The sequence below is a fragment of the Actinomadura sp. 7K507 genome (assembly GCF_004348425.1).
Classification (GTDB): domain Bacteria; phylum Actinomycetota; class Actinomycetes; order Streptosporangiales; family Streptosporangiaceae; genus Spirillospora.
In genome coordinates this window covers 1-25,973 of sequence record NZ_SMKK01000066.1, presented here as the reverse complement: position 1 = coordinate 25,973, position 25,973 = coordinate 1, and the positions used below count along the sequence as shown (strand labels likewise).

Annotated in this window: 27 protein-coding genes and 1 pseudogene; 17 read left to right on the top strand and 11 right to left on the bottom strand. The window is 69.3% G+C overall.

Going from position 1 to position 25,973, the window contains the following annotated elements; genetic code table 11:
• Nucleotides 1-16 precede the first annotated feature (16 nt).
• Complete coding sequence (locus E1285_RS17040; RefSeq protein WP_132153122.1) at nucleotides 17-754, top strand: hypothetical protein; 738 nt, start codon at nucleotides 17-19, stop codon at nucleotides 752-754.
• An 82-nt stretch (nucleotides 755-836) separates the two neighbouring features.
• Here E1285_RS17040 and E1285_RS17035 read toward each other — a convergent pair whose 3' ends face one another.
• Together E1285_RS17035 and E1285_RS45645 are read right to left on the bottom strand one after the other, a co-directional pair.
• Complete coding sequence (locus E1285_RS17035; protein ID WP_165966649.1) at nucleotides 837-1,343, bottom strand: ATP-binding protein; 507 nt, start codon at nucleotides 1,341-1,343, stop codon at nucleotides 837-839.
• Nucleotides 1,340-1,621 (bottom strand): hypothetical protein, encoded by a 282-nt coding sequence (locus tag E1285_RS45645; RefSeq protein ID WP_165966648.1) that lies wholly within the window; start codon nucleotides 1,619-1,621, stop codon nucleotides 1,340-1,342. The genes E1285_RS17035 and E1285_RS45645 overlap by 4 nt, the downstream gene beginning before the upstream one ends.
• A 208-nt stretch (nucleotides 1,622-1,829) precedes the next feature.
• Between E1285_RS45645 and E1285_RS17030 the strand changes: the two genes are divergently transcribed.
• Together E1285_RS17030 and E1285_RS48195 are read left to right on the top strand one after the other, a co-directional pair.
• Complete coding sequence (locus E1285_RS17030) at nucleotides 1,830-2,687, top strand: helix-turn-helix transcriptional regulator (RefSeq protein WP_132153118.1); 858 nt, start codon at nucleotides 1,830-1,832, stop codon at nucleotides 2,685-2,687.
• Between the two features lie 27 nt (nucleotides 2,688-2,714).
• Nucleotides 2,715-2,912 carry a DUF397 domain-containing protein gene (locus tag E1285_RS48195; protein ID WP_132153116.1) on the top strand — a complete coding sequence of 66 codons (198 nt, stop codon included), beginning with the start codon at nucleotides 2,715-2,717 and terminating at the stop codon, nucleotides 2,910-2,912.
• A gap of 22 nt (nucleotides 2,913-2,934) precedes the next feature.
• Here the strand turns inward: E1285_RS48195 and E1285_RS17020 are convergent, their stop codons facing one another.
• The 3 genes from E1285_RS17020 to E1285_RS17010 form a co-directional block, all read right to left on the bottom strand.
• Nucleotides 2,935-3,630: a hypothetical protein gene (locus tag E1285_RS17020; protein ID WP_132153114.1), complete on the bottom strand. Its 696-nt coding sequence runs from the start codon at nucleotides 3,628-3,630 to the stop codon at nucleotides 2,935-2,937.
• Nucleotides 3,631-3,706: 76 nt separating this feature from the next.
• Complete coding sequence (locus E1285_RS17015; RefSeq protein WP_132153112.1) at nucleotides 3,707-4,420, bottom strand: hypothetical protein; 714 nt, start codon at nucleotides 4,418-4,420, stop codon at nucleotides 3,707-3,709.
• Nucleotides 4,421-4,499: 79 nt separating this feature from the next.
• The gene (locus E1285_RS17010) at nucleotides 4,500-5,201 is read right to left on the bottom strand and encodes a hypothetical protein (protein ID WP_132153110.1); all 702 of its coding nucleotides are present in this window, start codon (nucleotides 5,199-5,201) and stop codon (nucleotides 4,500-4,502) included.
• A gap of 451 nt (nucleotides 5,202-5,652) precedes the next feature.
• On the opposite strand from E1285_RS17010, the gene E1285_RS17005 reads away from it, so the two are divergent.
• Complete coding sequence (locus E1285_RS17005) at nucleotides 5,653-7,062, top strand: hypothetical protein (RefSeq protein ID WP_165966647.1); 1,410 nt, start codon at nucleotides 5,653-5,655, stop codon at nucleotides 7,060-7,062.
• A gap of 79 nt (nucleotides 7,063-7,141) precedes the next feature.
• On the opposite strand, the gene E1285_RS17000 is transcribed toward E1285_RS17005, so the two are convergent.
• On the bottom strand, nucleotides 7,142-7,405 hold the full coding sequence (locus E1285_RS17000; RefSeq protein WP_132153106.1) for a hypothetical protein: 264 nt from the start codon (nucleotides 7,403-7,405) through the stop codon (nucleotides 7,142-7,144).
• Nucleotides 7,406-7,553: 148 nt separating this feature from the next.
• Complete coding sequence (locus E1285_RS16995) at nucleotides 7,554-8,399, bottom strand: hypothetical protein (RefSeq protein WP_132153104.1); 846 nt, start codon at nucleotides 8,397-8,399, stop codon at nucleotides 7,554-7,556.
• 454 nt (nucleotides 8,400-8,853) lie between these two features.
• On the opposite strand from E1285_RS16995, the gene E1285_RS16990 reads away from it, so the two are divergent.
• From E1285_RS16990 to E1285_RS45640, 3 genes are all read left to right on the top strand, one after another.
• Complete coding sequence (locus tag E1285_RS16990) at nucleotides 8,854-9,993, top strand: PucR family transcriptional regulator (protein WP_243722842.1); 1,140 nt, start codon at nucleotides 8,854-8,856, stop codon at nucleotides 9,991-9,993.
• Between the two features lie 245 nt (nucleotides 9,994-10,238).
• Nucleotides 10,239-11,465, top strand: coding sequence for a PucR family transcriptional regulator (locus E1285_RS16985; protein WP_132153100.1), 1,227 nt, complete (start codon nucleotides 10,239-10,241; stop codon nucleotides 11,463-11,465).
• 454 nt (nucleotides 11,466-11,919) lie between these two features.
• Entirely contained in the window at nucleotides 11,920-12,690 is a 771-nt protein-coding gene (locus tag E1285_RS45640; RefSeq protein ID WP_165966646.1) for a hypothetical protein, read from the top strand.
• Nucleotides 12,691-12,759: 69 nt separating this feature from the next.
• On the opposite strand, the gene E1285_RS16975 is transcribed toward E1285_RS45640, so the two are convergent.
• A complete protein-coding gene (locus E1285_RS16975; RefSeq protein ID WP_132153098.1) occupies nucleotides 12,760-13,407 on the bottom strand; it encodes a TetR/AcrR family transcriptional regulator in 648 nt (215 codons plus the stop codon).
• Nucleotides 13,408-13,531: 124 nt separating this feature from the next.
• Between E1285_RS16975 and E1285_RS16970 the strand changes: the two genes are divergently transcribed.
• A complete protein-coding gene (locus tag E1285_RS16970) occupies nucleotides 13,532-14,164 on the top strand; it encodes a hypothetical protein (protein WP_243722841.1) in 633 nt (210 codons plus the stop codon).
• Between the two features lie 70 nt (nucleotides 14,165-14,234).
• Here the strand turns inward: E1285_RS16970 and E1285_RS16965 are convergent, their stop codons facing one another.
• From E1285_RS16965 to E1285_RS16955, 3 genes are all read right to left on the bottom strand, one after another.
• Nucleotides 14,235-14,903, bottom strand: a complete 669-nt coding sequence (locus E1285_RS16965; RefSeq protein WP_132153094.1) for a TetR/AcrR family transcriptional regulator — start codon at nucleotides 14,901-14,903, stop codon at nucleotides 14,235-14,237.
• Nucleotides 14,904-14,966: 63 nt separating this feature from the next.
• The gene (locus E1285_RS16960) at nucleotides 14,967-15,848 is read right to left on the bottom strand and encodes a lytic transglycosylase domain-containing protein (protein ID WP_132153092.1); all 882 of its coding nucleotides are present in this window, start codon (nucleotides 15,846-15,848) and stop codon (nucleotides 14,967-14,969) included.
• A gap of 72 nt (nucleotides 15,849-15,920) precedes the next feature.
• On the bottom strand, nucleotides 15,921-16,511 hold the full coding sequence (locus E1285_RS16955) for a MarR family transcriptional regulator (RefSeq protein ID WP_243722840.1): 591 nt from the start codon (nucleotides 16,509-16,511) through the stop codon (nucleotides 15,921-15,923).
• 324 nt (nucleotides 16,512-16,835) lie between these two features.
• On the opposite strand from E1285_RS16955, the gene E1285_RS16950 reads away from it, so the two are divergent.
• The 9 genes and pseudogenes from E1285_RS16950 to E1285_RS46645 all read left to right on the top strand — a co-directional run.
• Nucleotides 16,836-17,639, top strand: coding sequence for an ABC transporter permease (locus E1285_RS16950; RefSeq protein ID WP_132153090.1), 804 nt, complete (start codon nucleotides 16,836-16,838; stop codon nucleotides 17,637-17,639).
• Nucleotides 17,639-18,493, top strand: coding sequence for an ABC transporter permease (locus tag E1285_RS16945; protein ID WP_132153088.1), 855 nt, complete (start codon nucleotides 17,639-17,641; stop codon nucleotides 18,491-18,493). Before E1285_RS16950 ends, E1285_RS16945 begins: the two co-directional genes overlap by 1 nt.
• Nucleotides 18,490-19,524: an MCE family protein gene (locus E1285_RS16940; RefSeq protein ID WP_132153086.1), complete on the top strand. Its 1,035-nt coding sequence runs from the start codon at nucleotides 18,490-18,492 to the stop codon at nucleotides 19,522-19,524. The genes E1285_RS16945 and E1285_RS16940 overlap by 4 nt, the downstream gene beginning before the upstream one ends.
• On the top strand, nucleotides 19,521-20,600 hold the full coding sequence (locus E1285_RS16935; RefSeq protein WP_132153084.1) for an MlaD family protein: 1,080 nt from the start codon (nucleotides 19,521-19,523) through the stop codon (nucleotides 20,598-20,600). The genes E1285_RS16940 and E1285_RS16935 overlap by 4 nt, the downstream gene beginning before the upstream one ends.
• Nucleotides 20,600-21,625, top strand: a complete 1,026-nt coding sequence (locus E1285_RS16930; protein ID WP_132153082.1) for an MlaD family protein — start codon at nucleotides 20,600-20,602, stop codon at nucleotides 21,623-21,625. Before E1285_RS16935 ends, E1285_RS16930 begins: the two co-directional genes overlap by 1 nt.
• Entirely contained in the window at nucleotides 21,625-22,692 is a 1,068-nt protein-coding gene (locus tag E1285_RS16925) for an MCE family protein (RefSeq protein ID WP_132153080.1), read from the top strand. Before E1285_RS16930 ends, E1285_RS16925 begins: the two co-directional genes overlap by 1 nt.
• On the top strand, nucleotides 22,692-23,798 hold the full coding sequence (locus E1285_RS16920; protein WP_132153078.1) for an MlaD family protein: 1,107 nt from the start codon (nucleotides 22,692-22,694) through the stop codon (nucleotides 23,796-23,798). Before E1285_RS16925 ends, E1285_RS16920 begins: the two co-directional genes overlap by 1 nt.
• On the top strand, nucleotides 23,795-25,099 hold the full coding sequence (locus tag E1285_RS16915; protein WP_132153076.1) for an MCE family protein: 1,305 nt from the start codon (nucleotides 23,795-23,797) through the stop codon (nucleotides 25,097-25,099). The genes E1285_RS16920 and E1285_RS16915 overlap by 4 nt, the downstream gene beginning before the upstream one ends.
• Before the next feature lie 23 nt (nucleotides 25,100-25,122).
• A pseudogene (locus E1285_RS46645) lies at nucleotides 25,123-25,973 on the top strand (hypothetical protein); the annotation flags it as partial.

The following is a 25,973-nucleotide window of genomic DNA, read 5'->3' as shown; positions in this document are numbered from 1 at the left end:
CTTGGAAGTGCTGCTCATGAAACCTGACGACACCCGCTACGAGTCCACCGACCCCGATGCCTATATCGCCCGGCAGAGCTGGCGGAGCAATCTGCCGATCCTGGTGGCCCTCGGCGCCGTGGACGTGTTCCTCGCGTATCAGACCATCCGGGATCCTGGGCCCGGCGCGGGCTACGCGCTGGCGGCGTTCAGCGCGGTGACCGCCCTTGCGGCCGTTCTGATCATCAAGCCGGTACGTCGCAAGGAGGTGTCGTTCGCGGTTGACTCACGCGGCGTCTACTTCGGTCCCAACGATAAAGAGGCCCTACCAGAGCTGATCCCCTGGTCGCACATCGACTGCATCGTGACCTTCGACCGGATCGTGCGCAGCGGCGGCCACAAAGGCCGCCGCCGCTGTGTGGGCGTCGAGCTCAACGCCACGGGCGTCAATAAGCGGATGCAGCGTTTGCCCAGGCCACCGGAGATGCCGCCGCCCACCGCGCTGGAGCGGGAGTTCAACGAGGCGGCCCTGATGCCTTGGATCTCCCGCCTGATCGCTGAGCCGTCGCTGGTGGAGCGAGAGATCCGGGGCTGGCGACTGAACGCGGCAAGCATGGCCCAAGCGGTCACGCGCTACGCGCCGGACATGCCCATCGCGCGTCGGCCCACCCGCCCGGCTCCGGGCATTGCGGCCGTCGCGGCCACCGCCTGGGAGGTTCACCAGAACCTCCAGCGACTCGCCGAACGGTACGACTACAGGGACGACGACCATTGACGATGCCGCCGGTACAGCGCGGTGATGCGCCGCCGTCCTCGCCGTGCCCGCCACTGACTCATCGGCCGTGGCGGGCAGGCGGTCAACGATCGTCGGAGTGAGCGGAGGTGTTTGCCGCGAAAGCGGAGGCCTCGTGGGTGCCGTCGCATGGACGCGGTGGGGTCGGAGCATCCTCCGGCACGGTCGCGCGAGTATCGGGGGGCGCGGTGTGCGGGACCTCGAACCAGACGCGCAGCCGACCGTCGTCCAGCTGCTCGAACCCCCACGACTTGGCGAGCATCGACAGGATGGGCAGGCCGCGCCCGTGCTCGCCGTGGGGATCGTCGACGTGATGCGGGACGGTGCCGCCGCCCTCGTCGGTGACCTCGATGCGGATGTTGGCCGTGTCCACGTAGGCGTCCACCTCCACGAGGTGCCCGTTGCCGTGGACGATCGAGTTGGTCAGCGTTTCTGAGAGCAGCAGGACGCTGTCCTCGCACGCGCTGTGTTCCGCCCCGAGCAGCGGCGTGAGCCGCCCCAGCAGCCACCGCCGCCCGTTCACCACGTTCCTCGGGGCGGACGGGATGATGCACGTTCCCAAGTGCTTCATCGGGCCCGCACCGCCCACGCCACCCGCGCGGCGGTCTCCGCGACGTCCCCGGCCATGCACCACTGCCCGCCGTAGGCGTAGAGCCACCGTCCCCGATGGTCGACCGCCGCGACCCCGAGCCACCTGCGCGGCCATGCCCGCTCCGGAACCCACAACACGGCCTCACCATGCGACGGGTGGACGAGCCTGGACGCGCACTGCTGACGTTCCCCCAGCTTGTATGACAGATCAGCCAGGAGGCTGAACCGCACCGCATGCGGCCGCTGATCCGCTGACATCGTCGGACGCCCCTTCTCCAGGCACGAGGACGACCACGATTCACCCAGCTTTCTTCCGTGATCACCCATACACCGTGCGTGATTTTCGCTACGGTCAGAAGTGTGCGCGGAAGACGTGCGTTCTGCAATAGGAACGAACTGAACTATCGCAGTTTGTTTCTTTGATCTTGATTCCAAGGCACCATAAAACGGATACAAGGAGGACGAAGTGACCGCTCGCCGCAGCCCCACCGTCCGCAAGCGCCGCCTTGCCGCTGAACTCCGACGGCTGCGCAAGGAGTGCGGGCTGACCCGCGAACAGGTCGCCGAACGCATCGGATGCGCTCCCGTGACGATCACCCGAATCGAGACGGGCCAGAGCGGCGCCCGCGTCGGCGAGGTCTCCCTCATGCTGGAGGTCTACGGCGTCACGGGCGACGAGCGCGAAGCCCTCCTCCAAGTGGCGAAGGACGCCCGCAAGCGCGGCTGGTGGCACCCGTACAGCGGCGCCATGCCCAAGTGGTTCCAGGTCTACGTCGGCCTGGAAGAGGAAGCGTCCGAGATCCTTGACTACGCGTCCGAGGCAATACCGGGACCACTACAAGTCGAGGGCTACATCCGAGCTATCTCTCTCGCGGGTCTGCGCGTGCCAAGCGAGGAGGGGCTGGAGCGTCTTGTCGAGATCCGGCTCAAGAGGCAGGGGCGGTTGACGGCTGCTGATGCTCCCAAGGTCTGGGCAGTACTGAACGAAGCAGCGATCCGCCGCGAGGTCGGCGGTAGAGAGGTGATGCGGGAGCAGCTTGAACACCTCGTCGCAATGTCCCGCCTCAACCATGTCAACATCGTCGTCCTGCCATACAGCGCTGGCGCGCACCCGGGGATGGACGGTCCGTGTACGGTCCTACGGTTCCCTCATTCCGCCGACCCCGACGTTGTGTACGTGCAGTACCGCAGGGGGAGCGTTTACCTTGAGGATCATTCGGATATTGAGGATTACATCGAACTATTTGACCACCTGCGGGCTAGGGCCCTCGGTCCGGACGAATCCCGTGAACTGATCGCTAGAGTGATCAGTGAGATGGCCTAGGGTCGGCCAAGGAAGAGTGGCACCACGATGGACACCCCCCACGTCAACTGGCGCAAGAGCGGGCGCAGTACAGACCAAGGGCACTGCGTTGAGGTCGGCGTGAGTGAAGCGATAGTGCTGGCGAGGGACTCCAAGGATCCGGACGGGCCGGTGCTCGGCTTCGATGCTGGCGCCTGGGGTGCCTTCCTCGACACCGTGAAGAGCGGTCGCCTCAACCTGTCCTGACGGGAAATCCTCGCGGGGCCTGTCATCGGTCCGCGAACAAGGCGTAGATGGCCGCCCCCAGTGCCATGGGTCCGGTGATGGCGTAGACGAGAAACCCCAGCGCGTCATACCGGCCCAAGATGGCGATCACGACCACCAGGAGGAACGGGGCCGACAGAGCGGCCAGCGATCTGTGTCCGGTGAACAGCCACATCAGCGGCACCGCTGCCAAGGCCAAGCCCGCCAGGCCGCAGACGAGGCGGCCAGGTGCGCGCACCTCCCCGTCCGGGAACCAGGTGACGTCGAGGAGTCCGCGCAACAGGTACCCGCCGGCCACGGTGATCACGACGAACGCCAGCACCGATACCAAGGTGACCGGTATCTCGGGCGCCAGCATCGTCCGCAACGCCATCGCCGCGCCCACCGTCAAGGTGATCAGAGTGGGATAGATGGCGATGGAATTATAGGAGCCCGGCAGGATCAGCAGGACAGGGATGATCGCGGTGGCGAGCACCGCCAGTGCCGGACCGCGGGCGCCGCTCACCGCGAACACAGCCGCGCCCGCGGCCACCAGCAGGGCCGCCAGATAGACCACGACTCGGTCACGCTGGAGGGGCTGCGCTGCGACGTGCGGATGATTGGTCCAGCCGTACATCCCCTTAAAAATCAGCAGCCCACCAGCGAGTGCCATGGCGCACGCGAGCGCCGTCAGCGGTGTGGCCCGCACCGCCGCGCTCATGGTTTCGCCGCGACCGGCGGGGCGGTATCGGATCCCAGTCGGCCATCGTCATTTCCGGTCATAGTGTCGGTGCCTGTCATCGGTCCGCGAACAAGGCGTAGATGGCGCCCCCCAGTGCCATGGGTCCGGTGATGGCGAAGACGAACCAGCCCAGCGCGCTGTTCCGGGCGATGAGGGGGAACGCGGCTACCAGGAGGAACGGGGCGGAGAGCGCGGCCAGCCACCTGTGACCGGTGGCCAGCCACAGCAGCGGCGCCGGTAGCAGCGCCAACCCCGCCAGGCCGCAGACGAGGCGGCCGTTTGCCCGCATGCGCGCCTCCTCCTCGGTGCCCCAGTCCAAGGGCGGAACGGCGTCCACGAGGCCGCGCAGCAGGAAACTCCCGGCCGCGGCGATCATGAAGAACCCCAGTACCGACACCAGCGTGACCGGTATTCCGGGCGCCAGCATCGTCCGCAACGCCATCGCCACGCCCACCGTCACCATGATCAGACTGGGGTAGAAGTTCATTGTGTGGTAACCCGGCAGGATCAGCAGGACGGGGACGATCGCGGTGGCGAGTACCGCCAGAGCCGGACCGCGGGCGCCGCTCACCGCGAACACGGCCGCGCCCGCGGCCACCAGTAGGGCCGCCAGATAGACCACGACTCGATCGCCCTGCGGGGGCTGCCCGGTGACGTCCCGGGGGCGATTGGTCCAGTCGTACATCCCCTTCATGATCAGCAGCTCGCCGGCAATCACCATTGCGCAGGCGAGCACCGTCAGCGGCGTGGCCCGCACCGCCGCGCTCATGGTTTCACCGTGATTGGCGGGGCGGCATCGGATCCCAGCCGGCCATCGTCATTTTTAACAGCCATAGTGTCGGTGCCCGTCATTGGTCGGTGAGCAACGCGTAGATGGCGGCACTCATCGCCATGGGCCCAGTGATGACATAGAGCAGTGGGCCCAGAAGGTCGTCCCGGTCCATGAGGGCGACCGCAGCCACCAGGAGGAACGGGGCCGAGAGAGCGGCCAGCCACCTGTGGCCCGTGAACAGCCACAGGAGCGGTGCCGATACCAGGGCCAACCCTGCCGAGCCGCAGACGAGGCGGCTGCGCGCCCGCACGTCCTCGTCAATGGGCAGGATGGCGTCAAAGAGGCCGCGTAGCAGGTAGCCTCCGGCCACGGCGATCACTACGAAGGTCAGCACCGACACCAGCGCGACCGCTGTCCCGGGCAGCAGCATCGTCCGCAACGCCATCGTCGCGCCCACCATCAAGGTGATCAGGCAGGGATAGATCGCGGTGGACTGCGTGTAGGAACCAGGCAGGATCACCAGGACGGGTACGACGGCGGTGGCGAGCACCGCCAGTGCGGGACCCCGCTCTCCCATCAGGGCGAACACGGCGGCGCCCCCGGCCACCAGCAGAGCCGCCAGATAGATCATGACCCGGTCGCGTTGGAAAGGCTGCGCGGCGACGTCCGAGTGCTGGCCCATCCAGTCGTAGATCCCCTTGAGAACCAGCGGCCCACCGACGAGCACCATGGCGCACGCGAGTGCCGACGGTGGCGTAATCCGCGTCCCCGCAGTCATGGCTCCACCGTGACCGGCAGGCGGCGCAGATGCCCCTGAGCACAAGTGGGGCGTTGTCGCATGGCGAGGTCGCCTTACCTGGTCCGCAACCGATGGAAAGCGTCGTGTCGATCGGCAATCGACGTGATTGGAGCATATGGCTATCCGGCCGTCAATCACCAGATTGCCGCTGGTGCTCGGTGATAATCGCGAGCGTGGAGTTGGCGGCGATTTTGTCAGTCAGTGATTATATGTGTCCATTTTTGGAAGGCGATCTGTTGCGCCGAAACGGGCGTGTTAACCTGCGTCCACTGATCGTTATGCAGGTTGACAGGGCAGGGAAACAGTAGGGCCTGCTGCGCACGGGCCACGCCATCCTCGGGCCGTGTCCGGTGCCATTCCCGGCTCAGCCAAGCTCCTGCCGCCACCGCGATAGTGATCAACGTCGGTGACCCGATTGCGGGTGAGCAGTATGGGGAATTCCGCCACGCGGACGAACAAGGCGCTCGAGCCGAGCCGCCCCTGGGTGATCGGGGCCGTTCTCCTGTGCGCGGTCGGGACGCTCGGGGCCGTGGCCGTCGCGTCATCCCCCGGGAGGGAGACCGGGAGCCAAACCGGGGACGACCTCGGACGCGCCCCCGGTTTCGCCGACGTGTTCCGCGTCACCGCGGGCCCGGTCTCGGTCGAGGCGGCCACCCTGGTCGCGGTGGTGAGCGTCGCCGGCGTCGCGGCGCTGTGGTGGTCGGTGCGGCGGACCTGGCCGTGGCTGCTGGTCGCCGGTGTCGTCCTGACGATCCCGGGGGAGTTCGTGTACTTCCTCTCACCCCAGGGGACGGACGAGGACACCGCCTGGCTCGTCCACGGGTCGGTCACGGCAGGGGCACAGCTGGTCCTGCTGGGGACGCTCGGCGCCGGGCTCTGGCTCATCCACATCAAAGCGGCAGGTGTGGGGGCGGTGCTGATCGGCGCGGGCCTGGGCGCCCAGGTGTTCGGCGCGGCCATCGACGTGTGGATCGTGGAACTCCTGCTGCTCCATCGCGGCTTCGGCTACGCGTCCGCCGTCCAAAGCCTCATTCATGACGGGATGCTGGTCGCCGCAGTCGGAGGGGGACTGCTCGTGATGATGCTCTACCGCCGCTATGACGGGCGCCCCGAGCTGGCGGCGCCGTCGTCGGTGCAGTCGTCGGTCGCCGAGCCCGCGATGGGGCGCGCCACGGCGCTCGCGGGGGCCCTCGCCGCTGCCGTGTTCGTCCCGGCCGCCGCCATGGGCGACGGCCAGTCCGGCGTCGAAGCCTTCGCGCTGCTGCTTGGGGTGGGTCTCCTGGCGGCCGTGATCGCGGGTGTCCGGGCGGTCGTCGGGACGGTTGTCGCGTCGGCGGTCGTCGTGGGGATCTCCGGTCCGGTGGGTGCGCTGATCCGCGCGGACTCGGCCGAGCCGATCCGCATGTGGTTCTGGATCGCGGTCGGCGTGGTGGCCGGGGCCGCCGCCGCGTACCCGTCCTGGCGGCGCTGGACGGCGGTGGGCGGGTGCGGGGTGTCCGGTGCGGTGCTCGCGGTGACGATGGCGATACGTCCGGACGGGATGACCGTGCTGCTGCTCGCCCTGCTCGCCGCGGCTGCGACCACCGCGATCGGCTCGCTCGGGGTGTGGCTCGCCGCCGACGGGCGCCTTCCCGTCGTCCTGGGACCGCTGGCGTTCGCATCGGTCACCGGCGGCTGCGGCCTGCTCGCGCACTGGCAGGGCTACGGGAGGCGCGGGCCTGGTGAGGAGCTGTTCCGCGACCCCGGCCACCTCTGGGTCTACACCGCCCTGCTCCTCGCGGCGGCGGTGGCGTTCGCCGTCCTCCGCCGCCGCACGACCCACCCCGGCGGCAAGGTTTGACGCGGGCTTCGACACGGTCACAGCACCGGACGGCCCCGTTCACCTCCGCGCGGTGGAGGCGAACGGGGCCGGTAGCCGATCAGCTGAAGATCTCGTCGAGGGACTCGGCGGTCGCGGCGCGGCGGGCCCAGGTGTGCATCTGCTCGGGGTCCCGGCAGGAGGCGATGCGTTCCCGGAGGTCGTCGTCGATGGCGAACCCGCGCGCCTCCAGGACGATGAGAAGCACTTCGCTCGCTCCTTCGAACCAGCCCTTAACCCAGCCTTCGACCCAGCCATTGGCCGTGCCTTCGGCGATGCGTTTGAGGGCGAGGTCGATGTTCCACCCGTGAGTGCGGCTCTTCATGATCTCCTCCAACAGTGGCGTGCGGCCTCGTCCACACCCGCAGCCAGAGCAGACCTGCGAGGACGGGAATGAACGGCCCACCTGGCGGAGGGCGGACGGACCGGTTACGGCGACGTCCCGTCTCGTTCGCGACGGGGTCGGTTGCCTGTCAGGTGAAGATCTCGTCGAGGGACTCGGCGGTCGCGGCACGGCGAGCCCAGATGTGGATCTGCTCGGGGTCCTGGCAGGAGGTGATGCGTTCCCGGAGGTCGTCGTCGATGGTGAAGCCGTGGGACTCCAGGACGGTGAGAAGCAGCTTGGCCTCGCCTTCGGCGATGTGTTTGAGGGCGAAGTCGCTCTTCCACTCGTAGGTGCCAGCCTGCATGATCTCCTCCAAGCAGCGTCGTGCGGCTCCGGAGAGCTGCGACAGCACGTAATCATGATACAGCTCGCCCTTGTCACGGTCGGTGACCTGCAGGGCTTCGGCGAAAGCCGTCAGGACGGCCTTCTGGTCCGGGCCGTCGGCGTGCGCGACGGTGCTCAGGATTGCCAGTTCCGGCAGGGAGCGGGCCTGGTCCAGTTCGGTGACGGCGGGGACGTCGGTGAGTTTGAGAACCCAGGGGCGCAGGACCCAGCCGTGATGCCCGGTCTCGATCGGTTCACGGCACCAGGCGGCGGTCTTCTCATCCGGGCACAGCACCAGCAACGTCACCGGGCACTCTTGCCGCGCCCGGAGTGTGGCCAGGTAGACCGGCCAGGTGTAGCGCTTGCGCTCCTTCTGATCGAGCTGGGTCTCGACGACGATCGCGAGATCCGGCTTCTCGGGCTTGCCGAGGAGGACGGTCGAGTCGCATCGGTACTCGGTGGGTTTGCAGTCGGTCAGCGTCTCCGATCCCAGTGATATCTGCTCGTACTCGGGGGGCTTGATTCCGGATACCGCCTGGAGGAGTTCCGGGGCCAGCGCGGGCCGGTTCCGGATCAACTCGAGCGGCACCTCATGTTCGGTGGAGGGCACGAAGCGGACGCTATCGGTGTTCGTGCCGTCACGGAGAGCGAAGATCGTTACATGGAGAGATGGGGGAGATGTCCTGAGTCGCCCCTGTTTGCGGTGCAGTGCGGTGGAACATGGCTGATCGTGAACCTCGGGCTGCGGGAGTGTGGACGGTAACGGTTCGGGTGGGGGGCGGGGGCGTATTTATCGTTCGGTGATTGTCTCGGACGACCATTTACTCGCCGAGTGAGCATGAGTGTGGTTAGTGGGGCAGGGTTGGTGCGGATAGGCGATCGAAAAGCTGCGTAGAGAACCGCGCACGGAGTGTGAAATTTTCTCGGGAATGGTGCGCGACGTGCGCGTTTGGGTTACCTTCCTTGCATCGTTCCGCTGTAGGCGCGAAGGAGGGTGGACGATGACGGGGACCCTCGCTGGGCGAGGGCGTCCGAGGCCGGTCCCGCCACAGGTGATCGCCATTTTGAGCGCTGAACTGCCGATGCTCACCGAAGAGATCATCGGTGAGGTCAGGCGTTCGGTGTCGGAGGAATCGGGGCAGGGCCGGTCGGTGCGGCGGCCCACGATCCGGGTCAGCGTGGAGCAGGTCATGGCCGCGTTCGTGGACCAGGTGACCGGCGCCGGCGACGTCCACGAGCACCGGGACGAGCTGTGCCGGGAACTCGGGCGCAGCATGGCGTACGAGGGGCGCAGCCTGGACGCGTTGCAGGCCGCTTACCGGGTCGGGGTCCAGGTCGCGTGGCGGCGGGTCTCGGACGTGGCGCAGCGGCGGCGGCTGCCCTCCGGGGCGATGACGCAGCTCGCCGACGCACTGTTCTCCTACATCGACGAGCTGGCCTCGCTGTCGGTGGAGGGATACCTGGAGGCGCGGTCGCGGTCGGTCGAGGAGATGGCCGGCGAGCACCGGAGGCTGCTGCGGATGGCGCTGCGCCCCGGTGCGGTGCCCGGCGTGCTGTCCGAGGCGGCGGAGGCCGCGGGCTGGCCGCTGCCGGACGAGGTGACGATGGTCGCGCTGCCGGCCGGGGCGCGCTGCGTCCGCGCGGCGCTGGACCAGGACGTGCTCGCCGACCTCGGGGACGCCGAACCCCATCTGCTGATGCCCGGGACCTTCGACACGGAACGCCGGCAGATGCTGTCCGACGCGCTGCCTGAACGCCGGTGCGCGGTGGGGCTGAGCGTCCCGCTGGCGCAGGCGGTGGACTCGCTGCGGTGGGCGCGGCGGGCGCTGGCGCTCGTCGAGTCCGGCGTCCTGGAGGACGGCAGCCCGACGCTGTGCGAGCGGTACCTGCTGGAGCTGTGGCTGCTGTCGGACGAGGCGCTGCTCGACCAGATCTCGCGGCGTCGGCTGTCGGAGCTGGCGGGGATGAGCCGGACGCAGCGTTCCCGCATGACCGAAACCCTTGGCGCATGGCTTGAGGCACAGGGAAACGCGGTCGAAACGGCGCGGCGCCTGCGCGTGCATCCGCAGACTGTGCGGTACCGGATGCGGCGCCTCATGGAGATGTTCGACGAGCAACTGGCCGATCCGGCGGCGCGTTTCGCGCTGGACGCGGTGCTGCGCGCGCACCGGTTGAGGCAGCGACGGAGGGTGCCCATGCGATGAAATTCCGCCGCCGGACGGTGTGTGCCCGCGCCTGCGACAGCGAGTGATTTTACCTTCTCTTTATCTTTAGGTGCGGTGCGTTTGAACTACCGTCGGCGTGTCTCAGTTCACATCCTGTCGGGGGCGCACAGGGGTCCCCGCTCGGTGCGTCCACGATTCCGTAGTGCCGACCGTCCCGGACGCCGGGTGCCCCCGCCCGGTCCAACGCCAGGGCCGGTGACGTCGGCGTTCTCGGAGGTGTCCCGATGACACGGACGCTCGCGCCGGTTGCCACCGAGCCGCGACCCAAGCTGCCCCGGCGGCTGGCCGTGATGATGCGGCCGGAACTGCCCAGCCTTTCCAAGGAGATCATCCAAGAGGTCCGGAAGTCGATTCCCGAATACGGCAGGCCCATGCAGGGCCCGTACGTGGAGGCGCTGCGGGTCGGCGTCGAACGAGCGCTGACGGACTTCGTCGAGCAGGTCGCCAACCCCCGCGCGCCGCGCGAACGCTACCGCGAGACCTACCGCAGGCTCGGCAGGTTCGAGTCGCAGGAGGGCCGCACGCTCGACACCCTCCAGGCCGCGTTCCGCATCGGCGCGCAGGTCGCGTGGCGCCGCATCATGAAGGTCGGCCCCCGCAGGCACCTGTCCAGCGACGTCATGGCGCAGCTCGCCGACGCCCTGTTCGCCTACATCGACGAACTGGCCGCGCTGGCCCTGGAGGGCTACATGGAGGCCCGCCCGGACGGCGAGATCGAGGGGCACCGGCGGCGGCTGCTGGAGCTGCTGCTGCGCCCCCTCGGGGCCGCCCGCGTCCTCGCCGAGGTCGCCGAACGGGCCCAATGGACGGTCCCGGAGGAGGTGACCGTCGTCGTCGCCCCGCCCGGCTCCCCGTACGTGCGCGCGGCCCTGGACGAGGACGTCCTCGCCGACCTCACCGCGGCGGAGCCGTTCCTGGTCGTGCCCGGCAAGCTGACGCGCGAGCGGCGGCGCTCCCTGCTGCGGGTGCTGCCCGAGGGGCAGCTCGTCGTGGGGCCCGCGGTCCCGATCGGCGGCGTCACCGACTCGCTGCGATGGGCGCGGCGCACGCTCGGGCTGGTGGAGGCGGGCATCCTGGTGGACGGCCCGGTGACCGAGTGCGACGACCACCTGCTCACCCTGTGGCTATTGTCGGACCAGGCCCTCGTCGACCGGCTCGCCAGCCTGCACCTCAGCGAGATGGCGGAGTTCCCCGCCCGGCAGCGCGAGCGGCTCGTCGACACGCTGCGCACCTGGCTGGTGAGCCGCGGCACCGCCGCCGGCATCGCCGAGGAGCTGGACGTCCACCCGCAGACCGTCCGCTACCGGATACGCCAGCTCGAAGGCATACTCGGGGACCGCCTGTCGGACCCGGACGCGCGGTTCGCGATCGAGGTCGTCCTCCGTGCGATGCGGCTCCAGAAAAAGGCTCACCCGATGACAACGGGAGAATACCTGAGCGCCTCTTTATGAGCATCTGGCAATGACATTCGTGGGCGGGGTTGATCGCCTATTCGCCGCGTGATTCCATCCAATTCAACGCAATTGTGCGGGATGGTAGGCGAGCGGTGGAGGTGGGTTCAGAGTGCGCTCACGATCGGCGCGTTCGTTCCTGGCGGGACTCGGCGTGATGGCGCTCATGAGCTTCAGCGGCGTGCACCCTGTGTACGCCGACACCTCCGCCTCTCCCGCCCCCACGGAGAGCGTCACTGAGGCACCGAGCGATCCGCCGACGGATCCGCCGACGGACCCCCCGACGGACCCCCCGACGGATCCCCCTACCGACCCTCCGACCGATCCGCCCACGGACCCGCCGGGTGAACCGACCGATCCTCCGGGTGAACCCACGGATCCGCCGGGCGAGCCCACGGATCCGCCGGGCGAACCGACGGACCCGCCGACCGATCCCGGTAAGCCGAAGAACCCCGTGCTGTCCCTCGGGCTGTCGGTGTCGTCGGCGACGATGCGTCCCGGCGGCTCGATCACGGCGACCGTGCGGGTGTCGTCCGCGAGGGCCACGGCGCACGGGACCGTCCTGCGGGTGTCGGCCTCGGGGGCGTCGGTGAGCCCGGGGACGCAGCGCCTCGGCAGCGTCGGCGGCGGCGGGGCGTCGGCGGTGGCGACCGTGCGGGCCCCGTCCGACGCCAAGGCCGGCGTGATCACGGTGCGGGCGTCCGTCTCGGCGGCCAAGGCCAGGGGAGCGTCCCGCAGCTACAAGCTGATCGTCACGGACGCCGCGGGGGCGCTGCCGCCCGGCGTGAGCCTGGCGAACCTGCCGCCCGGCGTCCCGCCGCTGACCCCCGACGACTTCAACCCGCTCGGGGGGATGAAGGGGCCGCAGGTCGCGCTGCCCCCGATCGCGTCGCCGCAGATCGCGGCGAGCCCGGCCCCGCTGGTGCCCGTCGCCGGCCTGAGCACGGTCGAGGAGGAGATGTTCACCGTGGAGGGGCTCTCCTCCCTCCAGGCGGGCTTCCTGGCCGCGATGGGGGTTTCGGTGATGCTGCTGCTGCTCAGGCTGAAGCTGGCCCGCCGCGCCTACGTCCCGCTGCCGCGGGCACTGCGCAGGCGCCTCCGGCTCAAGGCCAAGCGGGTCACCGCGGCCCGGCTGCGCGCCCTGCCGCCGCAGCCCGCACCGGTCCGCCCCGCCATCCGGCTCGTCTGGCTGCCCGTCAGGCCCGCGAGGGTCGCCCGACTCTGAGCGCGGACGCCGGTCGGCAGACGCCGACCGGCGGACGCCGGTCAGCGGAGGCCCGTCAGCGGAGGCCGGTCACTTGTCGGGCGCGAACATGGGGCGGAAGCCCGCGACGAGCTGCCGGATCACCGGGCGCTGCTCGGCCGGGGTGCGGCCGCGCAGGTCGAGGATCGGGTCGAGGCCGTCGTAGTACGGGGCGAGCGCCAGGAACGGCAGGACGGTCATGAGCCACGTGGCGAGGACGTCGAGGTCGGCGTCCTCCCGGATCTCGCCCTGCGCCTTCCACAGGTGCAGCGTCGGATGGATGACCTGAAGGTAGTGCTGGTTGGCCGTGTCGCGGACGACGGACCGGACGCTGTTGTCGAGCTCGAAGTTCGTCGCCGCGGTGACGCCGCGCTCCAGCGGGTGCTCGGACATGTACTCGGTCCAGTCGCACAGGACGTCGAACAGCCACTCGTCGAGGGACTGGTCGAAGTCGACCCGCGCGATGCGGCGCTCCATCTCCTCGCGGATGCGGCGGGACGTCTCGTCGCAGACGAACGCGAAGAACTCCAGCTTGTCGCTGAAGTACTGGAACAGGGAACCCTTGGCGATGCCCGCCTCGCGCGCGATGGTGTTCAGGCTGCCCGTCGAGTACCCGTTCTCCCCGAACTCGCGCATCGCCACTTCGAGCACCCGCTCGCGCTTGGCGACGTTGAGGCGGAACCAGGTGGACGTCGGCATGGACCCCTTCGACTTTCCGTCAGAAACCGGTGACCCGGAGGTCAGGATAACGGTCCGGAGCGTCCCGTGTGACCCGAAAACACCACCGCGTACGGCCCCATAGGTTGGCTTCATGTGTGTATCGATGGATTTGGCCGAGTTCTCCGGGACGACCCTGTACGCGGGACGGTGCCGCCATCGCCGGCACGGCCTCATCGAGGTCCTCGGCTACCAGAACACGCCGGTGAACCGCGCGGACGGCCCCAACGCGATGCTGCTCGCAGCCGACGCCACCCTGATCCCGGCGGCGCTGACCCGGGTCCCCGAGCGTCGGCGGCCGGATCTCGACCCGGCGCTCATGGAGTTCTACGCCGCCTTCTACCCCGGCCACACCATCGCCGTGTGCTGCTTCGACGGCGCCGACGCGCACCGCGCCAAGCCGCTGCTGATGTGGTACGAGCCCGCCGACCCCGACCGGCTCGTCGTTCCCGCCGTCGACTGCCACACCGGCGGCCCGCCGCGCCTGGACGAGCCCGTGACCACCGACCACTGGGTGATATTCGGCGGCGACGGCCTGCCGCGCGGGCGGGGAAACCCGGTCGGCTATCCGCGCAAGATGCGCGGGAAGCTGCGCGAGTGCCTGCCGGACCGGGTCATCGGGCGCCGCTTCGACGACGCCGCCGCGCTGAACGGCGACTTCGCCATCACCCTCGACGACCTGCGGGAAGAGAACCTGGACGGCATCCACCGCCCGCCGCCCGCTGACACCGCCCGCTGACACCGCCCGCTGACACCGCCCGCCGACACGGGCCGCTGACACGGGCCGCTCGCACAGGGCCGGCCGTGCCTCAGCGGGCCAGCCGGATCAGGATGCGGCACACCTCTTCGATGATCTCCGTGGCCTCGTCCTCGTTCTCGGCCGTGGCGATCTCCCGTCCAGCCTCGCCGATCACCGTGGTCAGCACCAGGCTCAGCACCTGCTCGGGCCGGCCCACGGGCTCGCCGCCGCGCAGCAGCTTGGTGTTCTGCGCGATCCAGTGCTGGGCGCGGCTGCGGCGCATCAGCGACGACCCGGACGGGCCCTCGCCGGCGAGGAACAGCCGCGCCGCCTCCCGCCGCTCCCAGCACACCCGCAGGTACGCGCGCGCCCCGGCGATGAACAGCGCGATCGGGTCGGCCTCGCCGTCCCCCCGCTCCGCGGCCTCCTTGCGCGCGGCGGACACCGCCTGCGCGGCGCTCGCCTCCTGCTCGGCGGTCAGGTCCTCCCACAGCGCCACGTACAGCCCGGCCTTGCCGCCGTAGTGGTGGTAGAGGCTGCCGACGCTGATGCCGGACCGCTCCACGATCTCGGCGATGCCCGCGTCGGCGTAGCCGCGGTCGGCGAAGACCTCCAGCGCCGCGCTCAGCAGCGCCCGGCGCGTCGCGTCGGCCCGCGCCCACTGCCGCCCGCCGCCCGCGGACTCCCCGCCCTTGGTCTCACCCGCGCCGTTCGCCTGCCGTGCCCTGCCCGTACGCATCCCACCATGGTGCCAGGCCGGAGGCGCCCGCACCCGCCATCGCGCGGCCCGGGGAGCGGCGGCTCAGTACCAGTTGTTGTTCTGCCAGAACGCCCACGCGCCGCACGGGTCGTCGTAGCGGGCCTTGATGTAGCCGAGCCCCCACGCGATCTGGGTGGGGGAACTGGTGCGCCAGTCGGACCCGGCGCTGGCCATCTTCGTGCCGGGCAGCGACTGCGGGATGCCGTAGGCGCCGCTGGACGGGTTCTCGGCCCGCTCGTTCCAGTTGCTCTCGTGCTCCCACAGCGTCAGCAGGGACGGCCAGCAGCGGCTCCACCCCTTCAGCGCGTTCATCTTCTTGCCGTACGCCTTGTTCGCCCCGGCGCTCGGGTTGGACTTCGCGAGCCGCTCGCGCTCCTGCTTGGCCTTCAGCTCGGCCCGCGCCCTGGCGTCGCGCTTGGCCTTCTCCTTGAGCCTCTTCAGCTCCCGCTGGTGCGCCTCGTAGGCCCGCTTCTTGGCCGCGGCGACCGCGTCGGCCGCGATCGGGTCCATGTCGGACGCGGACGTCAGCCTGGACAGCATGTCGTTGGTCGACAGGTCGCCGGCCGCCATCTTCGGGGGCTTGGAGTCGTCCTCGACGAACTTGCCGATGTCGACCAGCACGACCGCCGCGCCGATCGCGCCGATGGAGACGACCGTGATGGTGGCGTTGCTGGTGAGCACCCGCCGCAGCCGCCGCTTCTTGCGCGGGGGAACCTCGGGGATCCCGCCGGTCCCGTAGGGGGCGTGGTGATCGTGCGGGCCGTACGGGTTCTGCGGGCCGTGCGGGCTGTGCGGGCCCCGGCGGGCGGGCGGCTCGAACGCGTCGAACTCGTCCAGCTCTTCGGGCGCCTCCCGGGGCGGGGGAACCCTGCCGGACCGCCTACCGGCGCCCGTCCATCTGCGCCTGCCGTGACTCTTTGGCATAGGAGAAGACTGCCTTATCGCCCGGGGATCATGTCGTCCAAGAGACAGTACGCCGTTAGAACGACACCCGGTTCACCTGTCGGGGAGCTCCCGGTTCCGCTCCCCGCCCGGGTTCAGCAGTTCCACATCGCCGGCCGCCAGGCGCGCCGGTTGCAGGGCTTCGAAGATGTCGCGGTACTTCCCGCCGAACGGCGCGAGCTCCCCGCCGGACGCCTCCAGCGCCTCGCCGACCTCGTTGGCCCGCTCGCGTCCCGCGGCGGTCACCTCGACGAGGGTGGCGCGCCGGTCACGGGGATGCGGGATCCGGGTGACGAGCCCGGCCGTCTCCAGCTGGTCGACGGTCAGCTTCACCGTCGTCGGATGCATCATCAGGATCCTGCCGAGCGTGCTCAGCCGGGCCCGGCCGCGGTTGGACAGGGCGAGGGTGGTCAGCAGGAAGTAGCCGGTCCGGGTGAGGTCCAGCCGCTTCAGTTCGACGTCCAGCGCCTTGGTGAGCAACTGGTTGAGCCGTCCCACCGCGCAGATCGCCATGAACGGCCACGGCCCGCCGAGGAGGCCTTGCCCCTCCCAGCGGTCCCGGACGCCCATCACCAGCGGGTCGATTCCGTCGTCCATCTCTACTGCCTGGCCTTCTTCCGCGCCTCGTCGCGCCTGGGTACGCACCGGCCGATCGTAGCTTCCGACAAATCAACTTGTAAGTACTCGCTTCTTAGACCTTCTTCCAATAGAGTGCCTCAGATCACAGGCGGTGCCGGTGTGTCTAACAGGATGCCCGGCGTCGCGAGTGATCACGGTCTCGGCTGAGACCACGGTGGCGCGCAGCAAGAGCAGAACCCTGGGCGCCGCCCGTGGTCCGGCGGAGGCCGGACCATCGGATGAGCGCCGACGTCCGAGAACGAAGGAGGCTGCAATGGCCCTTCCTAACCCCCGTTCCGGGGGGTCGCCCCCCGGGTGCCAACGGCCCGCCTCGCGGGAGGTCCCCGGCTGATGGCCGTGAGCCTGACGAAGGCCCCGGACCTCGCGGCCAGACGGATCGGGCGCGCGCTCGACGAGACCGGGCTGCTGTGCGTGACGCTGCTCGAAGGGCTGCGCCGCACCTGGGACGTGCGCCAGTGGTGGGGCGAGTTCATCGAGCAGTGCTGGTTCCTCGCCCGCGTGACGAGCGTCCCGGTGATGCTCATCGCGGTCCCGCTCGGCGCGACCATCTCGCTGCAGGTCGGCGACATCGCCCGGCAGCTCGGCGCGCAGTCGGGCACCGGAGCGCTGCTGACCGCCGCGATGATCCAGCAGGTCGCCCCGCTGGCCGCCGCGCTGCTGGTCTCCGGCGTCGGAGGCTCGGCCATCACCGCAGACATGGGCGCCCGCAACATCCGGGACGAACTCGCGGCCATGGAGGTCATGGGCATCAACCCGATCCACCGCCTCGTCACCCCAAGGCTGTGGGCGGCGAGCATGGTGTCCGGGCTGCTGTGCTCGGTGGTGATCCTGGCGGGCGTCCTGGGCGGCTACTACTTCAACGTCATCCAGCAGGGCGTCAGCCCCGGAGCGTTCTTCGACGGCGCCACCACCCTGCTGCAGTTCTCGGACCTTATGATCACCCTGTTCAAGGCCTGGGTGTTCGGGTTCATCGCCGCCGCCGTCGCCTGCTACATGGGCATGAACTGCGACTACGGCCCGGTCGGCGTCGGCCGCGCGGTCAACCGCGCGGTGGTCGTCACCTCGATCGTGGTGTTCGCGACGAACTACATCCTCACCATGATCTACCAGGTTCTGTTCCCCCCGAGGTTCTGATGGTCGCCATATCCCCCGTCCGCAAGCTGGGCCGTGCCGTCAAGGGCCGGACCGCCGGCCTGGCCGCCTCGGCAGACCTGCCGGTCTTCCTCGGCCGCGTCCTCTACCACCTGTTCGTCGACATCATCATCCGGCGCAAGTACGGCAAGACGCTGGCCAAGCAGGTCAGCGACATCACCGTCGGCGTCGGCGCGCTCGTCATCGGCGGCGGCATGATCTTCGTCATCGCGACGATGTCACTGGCCACCGGCGCGATGGTCGGCCTGCAGGGCTACCCCGGCCTGGAACGCATCGGCGCGGAGGCGTTCACCGGGCTGGTCGCGAGCTACTCCAACGTCCGCGAGGTCACCCCGATCATCGCGGGGGTCGCGCTCGTCGCGCAGGTCGGCACCGGCTTCACCGCCGAGATCGGCGCCATGCGGATCTCCGAGGAGATCGACGCGCTGGAGGTCATGGGCATCAACTCCCTGGCCTACCTGGTGTGCACCCGCGTCGCCGCCGGAGTCATCGCCCTGGTGCCGCTGTACCTGGTGTCCCTGTTCATGGCGTTCTTCGCCACCAGGTTCATCACGATCCAGTACTTCGGCCTTTCGCCCGGCATCTACGACTACTACTTTCACCTCTACCTACCGCCGATCGACGTGTTCTACAGCGTCATCAAGGTCGCCGTGTTCGCCTTCATCATCATGTTCATCCACTGCTACCGCGGCTACTACGCGGCCGGCGGCCCGGTGGGCGTCGGTGTCGCCGCGGGCCGCGCGATCAGGGAGTCGACCATCCTGATGATCCTCATGAACCTGGTCCTGTCCTACATCTTCTGGGGCCACGGCAGCACAGTGAAGTTGACCGGATGAGCGAGGAGACACTGTCCCAGCGCTCCCGGACGATCTTCGGGCTGGTCGGCGCGGGCGTCATCGCGGCCGCCGCGACGTTCGTCGCCGTGGGGTCGACGCCCTCGTACAAGGGCTCGACCTACTACAACGCGTCGTTCGAGCGGGCGGGCCAGGGCCTCGACCCCGGCAAGTCGGAGGTGAAGGTCCGCGGCATCGCGGTCGGCACCGTCGACGAGCTCACGCTGGCCGACGACGGCCGCGTCAAGGTCCGGTTCCGGGTCGACGAGGGCGTGCAGATCGCCGACACGACGATCGCGACGATCGAGCCGGTCTCGGTGTTCGGCCCGAAGGACCTCGCCCTCGACCTCGGCGCGCACGAACTCTCCGGCCCGTACCTGGACGACGGCGACACGGTCACCAAGACCCAGGACCCGCAGGAGCTGTCCGACACCGCCTGGCCGGCCTACGAGCTGACCAAGGCCATCAACCCGGACGAGGTCGCGACGATCCTGCACACGTTCGGCACCGGGCTCTCCGGGCAGGGGCCGGCGCTGCGCCGCACGATCGACAACGGCGCCAAGGTCGTCGACGCCACCTACCAGGACCGGGCGGCGATCAACGCGCTGCTGAACAACATCAACGGGCTGTCCGGCACGCTCGGGCCCCGCGGCGACACGATCAACCGGATCGTCACCGACGTCAACGGGCTCTCCCAGGTGATCACCGAGAAGCCGGACAAGATCGAGCAGCTGCTCGGCCAGACCGGCGAGCTCGGCGACAAGGTCGGCAACTCCCTCCACGGGCACGGCGCCAACCTCGGCAAGCTCGTCGACGGCCTCGGCGACACCGTCGACGTCGTCAACGACGAGCGCCGCAACCTGCCGGTGATGATGGACGGCCTGATCGGCTTCTTCGGCCTGCTGTCGCGGATCATCCGCGTCCCCGGCCCCGAGGGCACCACGATCGCCCAGGCGCGGGCCACGCTCCCGCTGGACCTGTGCAAGATCTTCATTGACGCCTGCTCGCCGAACGACTCAGGGGGGCGGCCATGATCGCGCGGCTGCGCGGCAAGACCGCGCGGGGGCTCGACTACTCCACGCTGCTGAAGTTCGTCGTGTTCGTGGTGCTGACCGGGCTGCTCACCTTCTACATCGCCCAGCTGATCCTCGGCACGAGCTTCGCCGACCGCTACCGGCTGACCGCGACGTTCGACGACGTCACCGGCCTGCTGGAAGGCGACGACGTGAAGGTCGCGGGCACGCCCGTCGGACAGGTCAAGGGCATCGAGGTCGTCCGCGGCAAGGCCGTGGTCGAGATGCAGGTCGACGACGAGGTCCGGGTCCCGGAGGACTCCACCGCCGCCATCCGCTGGCGCAACGTGATGGGCCAGCGCACCATCTACCTGGAGCCGGGCAAGAGCCAGGCCAAGCTCGGCGACGGCGACCGCGTCCCGCACACCCGCTCGGTCGTGGACCTCGGCGCCGTCGTCAACGCCCTCGGCCCGCTGACCCGCAACCTGGACCCGAACCAGCTCAACAAGATCCTCTTCTCGTTCTCCCAGGCGCTGGAGGGCAACGAGCAGAACATCTCGCTGCTGACCAACAACCTGGACGCGCTGCTGCAGACGTTCGCGACGCGCAAGAAGACCATCCAGGGGATGATCGAGAACTACGAGACGGTCAGCCAGGTGGTCGCCAAGCGCGACCAGCAGATCGCGGCCAGCGTCGACAACCTCGAATCGCTGACGAAGGTGTTCGCGAACAACCGCAAGATCCTCGAGGACGCGGTCGTGGAGATCGGCGGCGTCACCACCAACCTCAACGCCGTGCTCGGCGGCCAGGACGCCCAGCTCTCCCGCATCATCGGCAACCTCGGCAACTTCGCCGAGACCTTCCGGCTCAACGTCGACCAGCTGGAGACGATGGTGCAGCAGCTCCCGCTGACGCTCCGGCAGCTGTTCGCCGCCACCAACGGCGGCCACTTCCTGCGCTCCAACGCGCTCTGCCTGAACGTCGTCCAGGGGCCCTGCCCCTTCGAGATGGAGCTGCCGCGGGCCCCCGACACCGGCCAGCCCACCCAGCAGGAACTCGACAAACTCAAGAAGATGCTGACGGGGGGTGGCGGCTGATGGCGCTGAAATCCCTGCGGGACGTCAACCACAAGATCGTCGCGTTCGTCACCCTGAGCGTGCTCGGCGCCGCCTGCGTGTTCGCGTTCGCCGTCGGCCAGCTGCACCTGTTCGACCGCGGCTACACGATGACCGGCGAGTTCAGCGACCTGTCCGGCCTGAAGACGGGGCAGGACATCCGGGTCGCCGGCGTCAAGGCCGGCCGGATCACCGGCGTCAAGCCCGACTTCGACAAGGGCAAGGTCATCGTCACCTGGCACGTCGACGCCGGGATCGACCTCGGTCCGCAGACCCGCGCCGAGATCCAGACGACGACCCTCCTCGGCGGCCGGTACCTGCGGCTCGCGGGCCCGGTCGCCAAGCCCTACATGGCGGACGTGCCCGAGTCGAAACGCCACATCCCGCTCCAGCGCACCAGCGTCCCGTTCACCGTCCCGGACGCCCTGGAAGGCGCGCAGAACATCGTCGGCAAGCTCGACCAGAAGAGCGTCGACAAGCTGCTCACCCAGATCAACAAGATCGAGTCGCCGGGCGCGAAGAAGCTGCACCGGGTCCTGAACAACGTCCAGGAACTGTCGCAGATGCTGAACGACTCCTACCCGGAGATCGAGAAGCTGATCGAGAGCAGCAAGACGATCACCGGCACGCTCGCGTCCAAGGACCAGCAGCTCCGCGAGATCATCAACTCCAGCCAGGTGCTGCTGGACACCCTCGTGCGGCGCCGCAACGAGCTGGCCTCGACGATCGGGCAGGGCAGCCAGACCGTCCGGACGCTGTCCAACGTGATCTCCCAGAACCAGAAGAAGCTCGACCGGCTGCTGGACAACCTGCACCTGCTCACCACCCGGCTCGCGCCGAACATGGACGCGCTGAACACCAACTTCTCCCTGCTCGGGCCGACGTTCGGGCAGGTCGCCAAGCTCAAGGGCAACGGGGCCTGGGTCGAGGGCCTGCTCATCGGCCTCGGCCCGCTCCAGCCGCCCGGCCCGCACTCCACGCGGCGCAACCCCCCGGGAGGCAACTGATGAGCCGAGTCGCCGGACACGCCCCCGGCCCCCCGGCCAAGAGCAGGGCGAGAGGCATCGCCGTAGCACTCTGCCTGACGCTGCTCGCCTCCCTGGGCGGCTGCTCGCTCGCCCCGTCCGCGAGCGGCGACCGCACCATGGTCGTCTACGTCCCGAAGGCCCGCTCCTTCTACGAGGAGTCCAAGGTCAAGGTGATGGGCGCGGACGTCGGCCTGGTCGACAAGGTCGAGAACCAGGGCGACAAGGTCAAGGTGACGTTCCACCTGAGCGAGGACGTCCCCCTCCCGAAGGGGGTGCACGCGTCGATCGTCCCGCTCAACCTGATCGGCGAGCGCAACCTCGTCCTGCACCCGGCGTGGAAGCCGGGACAGCCGAAGGAGACCGCGAAGGTCATCCCGCTCGAGCGGACCCACGTGCCGGTCGAGGTCGACGACGCGCTCGAGTCGTTCACCAACCTCGCCGACTCCCTCGACCCGACCAAGATGCAGTCCGCGCTCGGCACCGCCGCCGACACCCTCGGCGGCAACGGCAGGCAGTTCAACGCCACGCTCGAGCAGAGCGCACGCCTGGTCGAGAACGTCGCCGGGCAGGACAAGGAACTGATCGAGGTCGCGAAGAACCTCGACCGGCTCGCCGGGGTCGTGCGGGGACGCGAGGAGGTCCTCGGCACGCTGATCCGCGACTTCGGCGAGGCGTCCCGGGTCCTCAGCGCCGAGCGCGGCGAGCTGCAGCAGCTCGTCAAGGGCGTCCTGGAACTGTCCAAGAACGGCGGCAAGCTGCTCGAGAAGTACAAGGGCCAGCTGCCGCAGGACCTGGCCGTCCTCACCAGGACCGCGCTGATGCTCAAGGGCAACGCCAAGCAGGTGGCCGGGCTGGTCGCGTCGCTGCCCGCCCTCGGTGACGCGCTCATCGGCGGCTACCACCACGACACCAAGTCGCTGCACATCAGGTTCGCCACCGACGCGTTCCTGCGGACGTGGCTGAAGGGCCTCATGAACACCGACGAGGTCGGCTGCCCGCTGCCCCCGCCCAACTCCAACTGTCCCTGGGATAACGGAGGCAACTGATGAGCGGAGTCACCGCAGAGGAACGGCCGCCCGCCTCCCGCCGCTGGGGCAGGACGATCGCCGTGCTCGCCGCCGCCGTGGTCCTGGCGGTCTCGGGCTGCTCCTACCAGACGGCCGGCGCCCCGAAGGGCGACCTCACGCTGACGGCCACGTTCACCGACGTGCAGCAGCTCGTCGCGGGCCACAGCGTCAAGATGTCCGACATCACGGTCGGCAGCGTCCTCAAGGTCGAGCTCGACGGCTACAAGTCCAAGGTGACGCTGTCCGTCGAGGACGACATCAAGATCCCGCAGGGCACCCTGGCGGAGATCAAGGTGACGTCGCTGCTCGGCGAGAACTACGTGGACCTGCGGCTGCCGCCGGGCAAGAGCATGAACGCGGGCCCCTTCCTCGCCGACGGCGCCGCGATCGGCAACACCAGCGTCCAGCCGTCGTTCGAGCAGGTCATCGGGCAGGCCGGACCGCTGATCGAGGCGCTCGCCGGCGACGACGTCGCCACCGTCGTCAACGCCGGGGCCACCGCCCTGGACGGCAACGGCGAGAAGCTCAACAAGACGATCGCCCAGGCCGGCGGCCTGCTCAAGATGTTCGCCGACCAGCGGCGCGAGCTGGGCGAGTCGGTCGACCGGTTCGCCCAGCTGGGCCGCTCCCTCGCCAAGGGCAGCAGCGCACTCGACGAGGCGCCCGGCCGGCTGGAGCGCACCACCCGGCTGCTGGACGACAACAAGGAAGAGATCGTCCACACCGTGGACCGGCTCACCCACCTCGCCCGCCAGCTGAACGACAAGGTGCTGGAGAAGCGCATCGGCCGGTTCCGCGCGCTCCTCCAGGACCTCGACCCCGTCCTGAAGGAACTCGGCGGCAACCGCAAACGGCTCACGGACCTGGTGAACGGCCTGGTGGACTTCAGCGACAAGCTGCCCCAGGCCAGCTACGACGGGCAGCTGCTCCTCTACCCGATCCTGCAGTTCGCCTGGCCGGACGGCTCGGCCGTCATCCCCGGGCACGGCCCGAACGAGCCCGCGAGCAGCAGCACGACCGCGATCCCCAAGGAGCTCAAGGGCGCCCTGCCCGGCATCGAGAACATCCTGGAGCCGCGCCGATGAGCACGCGCATCACGATCAACCTGGCGGTGTTCGCCGCCCTCGCCGTGATCATGGTGGTCTGGGCGTTCAACAACGTCATCCGGTTCGACTTCATCGACCGCCCCTACAACATCACGGTCGAGTTCGAGTCCTCGCCCGGCCTGCATCCGAACTTCGAGGTCGACTACCTCGGCCTGCGGATCGGCAAGATCGACTCGGTGGACCTGGACAAGGACAAGGTCGTCGTCAAGCTCGACATCGAGAAGGGCGTCGACATCCCGCAGGGCGTCACCGCCGCCGCGGCCCGCAAGTCCGCGGTCGGCGAGCCGGTGGTCGAACTGACCCCCGCGCCCGGCAAGGCCGGCGCCCCGCCGATGGAGCCCGGTACGCGGATCCCGGTGTCGCAGACCAGCGTCCCGCCCAAGTACGGGGACCTGTTCGGCGCCGTCATCGACAGCCTGGAGGCCATCGACCCCGACGACGCCAGGGTCGTCACGCACGAGCTGGCCGCGGGCTGGTCCGGCCGCGAGGAGTCGCTCCGGCAGATCATCAACGGCGGCGACCAGCTGACCTCCACGTTCGCCCAGAACACCGAGCTGCTCGACGGACTGACCAGCGACCTGGCCAGGATCACCACCGTCCTGAACCAGAACCGCGGGTCGCTCGGCGCCGGGATCGACAACCTGGCCGCGCTCACCGGGTCGCTCAGCCAGGTCCGCGGCGAGCTGGCCGAACTGCGCGACGACGGGCCCGGCCTGCTCGCCACGGTCAACGACCTGCTGGACAAGACCGGCCCCAACTTCGAGTGCACCGTGGACGTCCTCGGCAACTGGGGACTCAAGCGCCACAACCCCAGGATCCTGGCCGACCTGAAGCAGACGCTCGCGAACGCGCCGGACCTCAAGGTCGTCCTGGACAACGTGGTCGGGCTCGACCAGGGCGAACCCATCCTGAACATCTACTTCGAGCTGACGCTGCACAAGAAGGCGGCGCTGGAGTACAAGTACCCGCTGCCGCAGCCCGCGACGGGCAAGATCCCGAACTGCCCGGACGGCAGGTCCCCCGCGGTGATCGAACAGAAGCCCTACAAGGCCAAGACCACCGGGGACACGATCCCGACGCACGATCCCGCGCTCGACAAGCGCGTGCAGGCGGAGAAGGCCGCGAACAACGGTGACTCTTCAGATGGGCCGCCGATGTGGCTAGTGTACGTTCCCCCGGTCATCGCCCTGCTGGTCCTGATCAGGGTCATGATGGGCTCGGTGCCCGTGCTGTCCCGCCTGCCCCGGCTGCTGCCCCGAATGCGCCGCGGCAAGGACTGACCCGATTTGAGGAGTACCCACAAGTGACAGCCAAGACCGGCAAGAACGAGGTCGACGAAGTCGACGAGGTCGAGGCGGTCCCGGCCGAGGCGGAGACCGAGGAGACCGAGACGCGGAAGACCGAAGCGCAGGAGACCGAAGCCGAGACCGAGGCCGAGGCCGAGGAGAGGCCGGCGCGGCCCGCCGCCAAGCGCAAGCGGCGGGTGCGGGTCATCGAGGTCATCGACGACGAGGATTTCGACGAGGTCCTCGAGGCCCTCGACGCCGAGGACGAGCAGGACGAGCAGGACGAGGAGGCTGACGAGGCCGAGGAGGAGCGCCCGGCCCGTCCCGCCAAGGCCGCGAAGACGGCCGCCAAGCCCGCGGCCAAGCCCGCCGCGAAGCCTGCCGCCAAGGCCGCTGCGAAGCCCGCCGAAAAGGCCGCTGAGAAGCCCGCCGCCAAGGCCGCCGCGAAGCCGCGGCCCACCCGCCTCGAACCCCCGGAGGAAGAGGCCGGGGAGTCGGAGGACGAGGCGCCGGAGAAGGGCTCGCCCGGCGAGGACGGCGCGGCCCCGCCCCGGATCTTCGGCCTCAGCGTGGTCCAGGCCACCGTGGTGGTCGTCCTGGTGGCGCTGCTGGCGACCGCGGCGATCTGGCAGTGGCGCACCGCGAGCGGCCTGTCGTCCGACCAGGGCGACCGGGACGCCGTGAGCAAGGTCGCCTCCGCCTACGGCGACGTCGCGCTCAACTACAACGCGCAGAACTACCAGACGCAGATGGACAAGGCCCAGAAGCTCATGGGCGGCGACCTGCTGGAGAGCTTCAAGAGCACCACGCTCCCGCAGCTCGGCGAGACGTTCAAGAGCAACCCCGAGGTGGCGCTGTCGTCCAAGAC

Bases quoted from the DNA above. Each gene is read 5' to 3' on its own strand.
- E1285_RS17040 (WP_132153122.1), top strand. From the start codon at position 17: ATGAAACCTGACGACACCCGCTACGAGTCCACCGACCCCGATGCCTAT.
- E1285_RS17035 (WP_165966649.1), bottom strand. From the start codon at position 1,343: ATGAAGCACTTGGGAACGTGCATCATCCCGTCCGCCCCGAGGAACGTG.
- E1285_RS45645 (WP_165966648.1), bottom strand. From the start codon at position 1,621: ATGTCAGCGGATCAGCGGCCGCATGCGGTGCGGTTCAGCCTCCTGGCT.
- E1285_RS48195 (WP_132153116.1), top strand. From the start codon at position 2,715: ATGGACACCCCCCACGTCAACTGGCGCAAGAGCGGGCGCAGTACAGAC.
- E1285_RS17020 (WP_132153114.1), bottom strand. From the start codon at position 3,630: ATGAGCGCGGCGGTGCGGGCCACACCGCTGACGGCGCTCGCGTGCGCC.
- E1285_RS17015 (WP_132153112.1), bottom strand. From the start codon at position 4,420: ATGAGCGCGGCGGTGCGGGCCACGCCGCTGACGGTGCTCGCCTGCGCA.
- E1285_RS17010 (WP_132153110.1), bottom strand. From the start codon at position 5,201: ATGACTGCGGGGACGCGGATTACGCCACCGTCGGCACTCGCGTGCGCC.
- E1285_RS17005 (WP_165966647.1), top strand. From the start codon at position 5,653: ATGGGGAATTCCGCCACGCGGACGAACAAGGCGCTCGAGCCGAGCCGC.
- E1285_RS17000 (WP_132153106.1), bottom strand. From the start codon at position 7,405: ATGAAGAGCCGCACTCACGGGTGGAACATCGACCTCGCCCTCAAACGC.
- E1285_RS16985 (WP_132153100.1), top strand. From the start codon at position 10,239: ATGACACGGACGCTCGCGCCGGTTGCCACCGAGCCGCGACCCAAGCTG.
- E1285_RS16975 (WP_132153098.1), bottom strand. From the start codon at position 13,407: ATGCCGACGTCCACCTGGTTCCGCCTCAACGTCGCCAAGCGCGAGCGG.
- E1285_RS16970 (WP_243722841.1), top strand. From the start codon at position 13,532: ATGGATTTGGCCGAGTTCTCCGGGACGACCCTGTACGCGGGACGGTGC.
- E1285_RS16965 (WP_132153094.1), bottom strand. From the start codon at position 14,903: ATGCGTACGGGCAGGGCACGGCAGGCGAACGGCGCGGGTGAGACCAAG.
- E1285_RS16960 (WP_132153092.1), bottom strand. From the start codon at position 15,848: ATGCCAAAGAGTCACGGCAGGCGCAGATGGACGGGCGCCGGTAGGCGG.
- E1285_RS16950 (WP_132153090.1), top strand. From the start codon at position 16,836: ATGGCCGTGAGCCTGACGAAGGCCCCGGACCTCGCGGCCAGACGGATC.
- E1285_RS16945 (WP_132153088.1), top strand. From the start codon at position 17,639: ATGGTCGCCATATCCCCCGTCCGCAAGCTGGGCCGTGCCGTCAAGGGC.
- E1285_RS16940 (WP_132153086.1), top strand. From the start codon at position 18,490: ATGAGCGAGGAGACACTGTCCCAGCGCTCCCGGACGATCTTCGGGCTG.
- E1285_RS16935 (WP_132153084.1), top strand. From the start codon at position 19,521: ATGATCGCGCGGCTGCGCGGCAAGACCGCGCGGGGGCTCGACTACTCC.
- E1285_RS16930 (WP_132153082.1), top strand. From the start codon at position 20,600: ATGGCGCTGAAATCCCTGCGGGACGTCAACCACAAGATCGTCGCGTTC.
- E1285_RS16925 (WP_132153080.1), top strand. From the start codon at position 21,625: ATGAGCCGAGTCGCCGGACACGCCCCCGGCCCCCCGGCCAAGAGCAGG.
- E1285_RS16920 (WP_132153078.1), top strand. From the start codon at position 22,692: ATGAGCGGAGTCACCGCAGAGGAACGGCCGCCCGCCTCCCGCCGCTGG.
- E1285_RS16915 (WP_132153076.1), top strand. From the start codon at position 23,795: ATGAGCACGCGCATCACGATCAACCTGGCGGTGTTCGCCGCCCTCGCC.